Here is a 3168-nt window from a genome sequence, read left to right as displayed (position 1 = left end):
GCTTGAGACTGTAGGAACAGTCAAAACATTCTAGTCCTTTTATGAATAAATTGGGACTAAGGGTAATTCAAATCAGAGAGGAGTTTGACCTGTGAGCGATCTTTTTATTAGTTACCAGTCTGCTGACCCGCTAGCCCATTCGTTTCAGGTTCAACTCCAGGAGTGGGCACAGCGGGAGTGGGAGTTTCCAACTATCAGGTTTCACGAGCAGCAGCCACCAGTTAAGTTCAATGGCCGGCAGTCGGGGCGTCTTCGCCGAGAAATCCATCGGGAAATCAAGCAGTCGCACCAGGTCTTGATCGTTATTAGCCGTGAAACGTGGCAATCGGAATGGACTGACTGGGAAATTTTAATGGCCCGCAAAGAGGACAAACAAGTTTTAGCAGTAAAATTGGATAGCACAAACATGATGCCACTGGCATTGATGGACAGTCAACCCATCTGGATCGACCCGTTTCGGCCGGAAGATTTGGTGCAGCGGATTATTTAATTTATTCAGGCCTTGCATTTATGGTCATTATTGGTAAAATATATAGAGTAATGACTTGGAGAGTTGGCAGAGTGGTAATGCAACGGACTCGAAATCCGTCGAACCGGCTAATACCGGCGCGCAGGTTCAAATCCTGTACTCTCCTTATTATGCCTTATGAGAACAATAATAAAAAACAGGAATCCCGTTAAATCAACGTTTAGCGAGGTTCCTGTTTTTTAGAATTCGCTAAAAAGTAGGGTAAAATCAAAAGAGTTTGCGCATAATTTGCGCATAGATTCCTTCTAAATCAGCAATTTATGGTCTACGTATTCCCGAGAGTACAGGATTCTAGGGGCCTTACACATCAAGAGACTGACTATCGATAGTGACAAGTGAGGGTAATGTTCGCGGTTCCGGAAGCAGATACTAGCGCGTGACCATTTTATTTATGCCTATAGTAAGGCATGTGGGGTAAATAGTTATGCTCGGTGAACGTGTTGACTTAAATACAGGCGTCAACGATGGAATACTTCGTTTTTACTCGTTTAGTCTGTCGAGAATATTGTCAATAGTAGCGCAAAAAGTTTCGCAAATTTTTTTATTATTCTCAATTGTTTCTGTATATCATTTTGCTTTCTGCTGTATAATTAAAAAGTTAACTAACCAGGAGGTACAAATGTCACGCTTTAGCGATCATAAACAAGCGAAGCAACTGTTAAAAGATATTGAAAATCATAAAGACCACTATCTTATTATTCACTATGCCTGTGAAAGCTTCTATTCAACCCAAGGCAGGAGTCCACGTATTACTGCCATTGCAATAAAAGATATTGACAGTAATCAAACTAAGCTTTTTGCTATTCATCAAATAGCTGAAATTCAACAGATAGGTTTTGACAATATTCAAGCTAGGTACGATAGTCTTGAAAAAGAGATGTTAGGGGCTTTTTTTTCTTTTGTTAAGTAGAATACGTCCAAAACATGGATTCATTGGAACATGCGAGACAGTAATTATGGTTTTAATGCAATCGAACAACGTTATAAAGTTTTAGGTGGTATCCCTGAAGTCATTAGAGATTCAGATAAAATAGATTTGTCTAATCTTTTTATTAAATTGTATGGTAAAGGGTATATAGCCAATCCCAGAATCCAATCCTTAATGGATAAAAACAGCATGAATCCTAGAGACTTTTTAATTGGAAAAGATGAGGCTGCCGCCTTTGATAATAAGGAGTATGTTAAATTAAGCTTCTCAGCAGCATGTAAAGTCGATGTTTTTAATGATTTTTTAACGCAAGCTATTAATAATACTTTAAAAGTCAACTCTAGCCGTAAAGAAGTATATGGCGATTCATTGGGTGGTTATTATACTTTGATGCAAGAAACAACTTGGGGGAAGTTTGTATCTTGGATTTTAAATTTAATTATTGGTGGCGTCATCGGAGCTCTGATAAGTCGTGCCATGTAATAATGCTTGAGCTTCTTTCAGACAAGAAATATCCCCTTTTTTATGGGATCAATGAATTATATTCAGTTAGTTTCTTAGCTGATAGTTCCTCTAGAACATCGTTTTCTGTTGTGCTGCTAGACGTTTTGGAAGAGGATACACTCTTGCTTTGAGAATTATCACTTGAGTTGAAAGTAATTCTGGAAACACCGCCTACAACGATAGTAATAACAAGTGTATATAGAATACACTTGGTGCTAGTTGATTTTCTTAAGAGTATCCAACAACAAACATTGCTCGATTCTCGTTTGAAATCCGGCAAAAGAATGTGCTCGGTTTCTTTCGAGACCAAACATATCTCCCCATTGAGAAAATACGGTTTCAATATACCTGCGATCACGCATTAATAATTGGTCGTTAACCCCGCCATGAAGCATATTACGACGTAGCGGCGTCCAAAAGTCAATCCCAACACCGGCTAACGTATACTTTAAACTTTTCCCTAGATAACCGACATCAGCTAGAACATGTGGGCATGCGTATTGGTCTAATAATGTTTTTACCATGTTAATGTCATGCACGGAAGCCGGCGTAATCGTGTACGCAACCGCAACTCCTTGGTCGGTCACTTCAAAACTGCCCTTGAATCCGTAATACCACTGCTTTTTCGTCGCATTAAACCCAATATTTGCGATTGACTTGAAGCGTTTGGCACGATGATTGCGGATTGGATGGCAAGTAGGCATTGGAAAGCTGTCAATAATGGTATATCTTGGCTTGGGAATGACAGTTTTAATCAGACCGTTACGTATCAATTTGAGTATCGTACCAGCGCGCACACTAAGCCGGCAAAATCTAGAGCGTTCAGGAAGGCCAGAGAATCCAAGGCTTATAAGCTGTCGGTAAAATCGGCGTTGATCAGTAATGCCCAGTTCAACCTGCCAACAAAGTAAGGCCAATAAGTTAATATCACTCAATTTGGCCAATTTATAATTCTTTCTAAAACGTATAGATGCAGGCACGAATCGCCGGTACAACGGCAATAATAGTCTTACCCATTTAACAAGTGGTGATTGAATTCGAACAACTGATTGCTTATACTGTAATTGGTCCAACATGGCATTCACTTCTTAGTTAGTAGAGTAACTATAGTGTAGCCTTGTCGGGCTATTTTTGTCCAAATTTAATCAACTGTAAGCACCCAATAACTGACCGTATTGAATTTTAGACTAAAAATAAGAATGGCGTC

General features: G+C 39.4%; 4 protein-coding genes and 1 tRNA gene. 4 read left to right on the top strand and 1 reads right to left on the bottom strand.

Annotated elements, in window-relative coordinates; translation table 11 throughout:
- Window positions 1-91: 91 nt before the first annotated feature.
- The 4 genes from FC99_RS04715 (at window position 92) to FC99_RS14120 (ending at window position 1940) form a co-directional block, all read left to right on the top strand.
- Entirely contained in the window at window positions 92-490 is a 399-nt protein-coding gene (locus tag FC99_RS04715) for a TIR domain-containing protein (RefSeq protein ID WP_048735886.1), read from the top strand.
- A gap of 57 nt (window positions 491-547) precedes the next feature.
- Window positions 548-635 (top strand) — tRNA-Ser (locus FC99_RS04710).
- Between the two features lie 513 nt (window positions 636-1148).
- Complete coding sequence (locus FC99_RS14125; protein ID WP_235805864.1) at window positions 1149-1439, top strand: hypothetical protein; 291 nt, start codon at window positions 1149-1151, stop codon at window positions 1437-1439.
- A 30-nt stretch (window positions 1440-1469) separates the two neighbouring features.
- The gene (locus tag FC99_RS14120) at window positions 1470-1940 is read left to right on the top strand and encodes a hypothetical protein (protein WP_053083562.1); all 471 of its coding nucleotides are present in this window, start codon (window positions 1470-1472) and stop codon (window positions 1938-1940) included.
- A 236-nt stretch (window positions 1941-2176) separates the two neighbouring features.
- Here FC99_RS14120 and FC99_RS04695 read toward each other — a convergent pair whose 3' ends face one another.
- Window positions 2177-3037 (bottom strand): IS982 family transposase, encoded by an 861-nt coding sequence (locus tag FC99_RS04695; RefSeq protein ID WP_048735887.1) that lies wholly within the window; start codon window positions 3035-3037, stop codon window positions 2177-2179.
- Between the last annotated feature and the right edge of the window lie 131 nt (window positions 3038-3168).

Origin of the sequence: Levilactobacillus koreensis JCM 16448 (assembly GCF_001435525.1) — a bacterium.
In the GTDB taxonomy this organism is placed as follows: domain Bacteria; phylum Bacillota; class Bacilli; order Lactobacillales; family Lactobacillaceae; genus Levilactobacillus; species Levilactobacillus koreensis.
This window is presented reverse-complemented; position numbering and strand designations above follow the sequence as displayed.

Bases quoted from the DNA above. Each gene is read 5' to 3' on its own strand.
- FC99_RS14125 (WP_235805864.1), top strand. From the start codon at position 1,149: ATGTCACGCTTTAGCGATCATAAACAAGCGAAGCAACTGTTAAAAGAT.
- FC99_RS14120 (WP_053083562.1), top strand. From the start codon at position 1,470: ATGCGAGACAGTAATTATGGTTTTAATGCAATCGAACAACGTTATAAA.
- FC99_RS04695 (WP_048735887.1), bottom strand. From the start codon at position 3,037: ATGTTGGACCAATTACAGTATAAGCAATCAGTTGTTCGAATTCAATCA.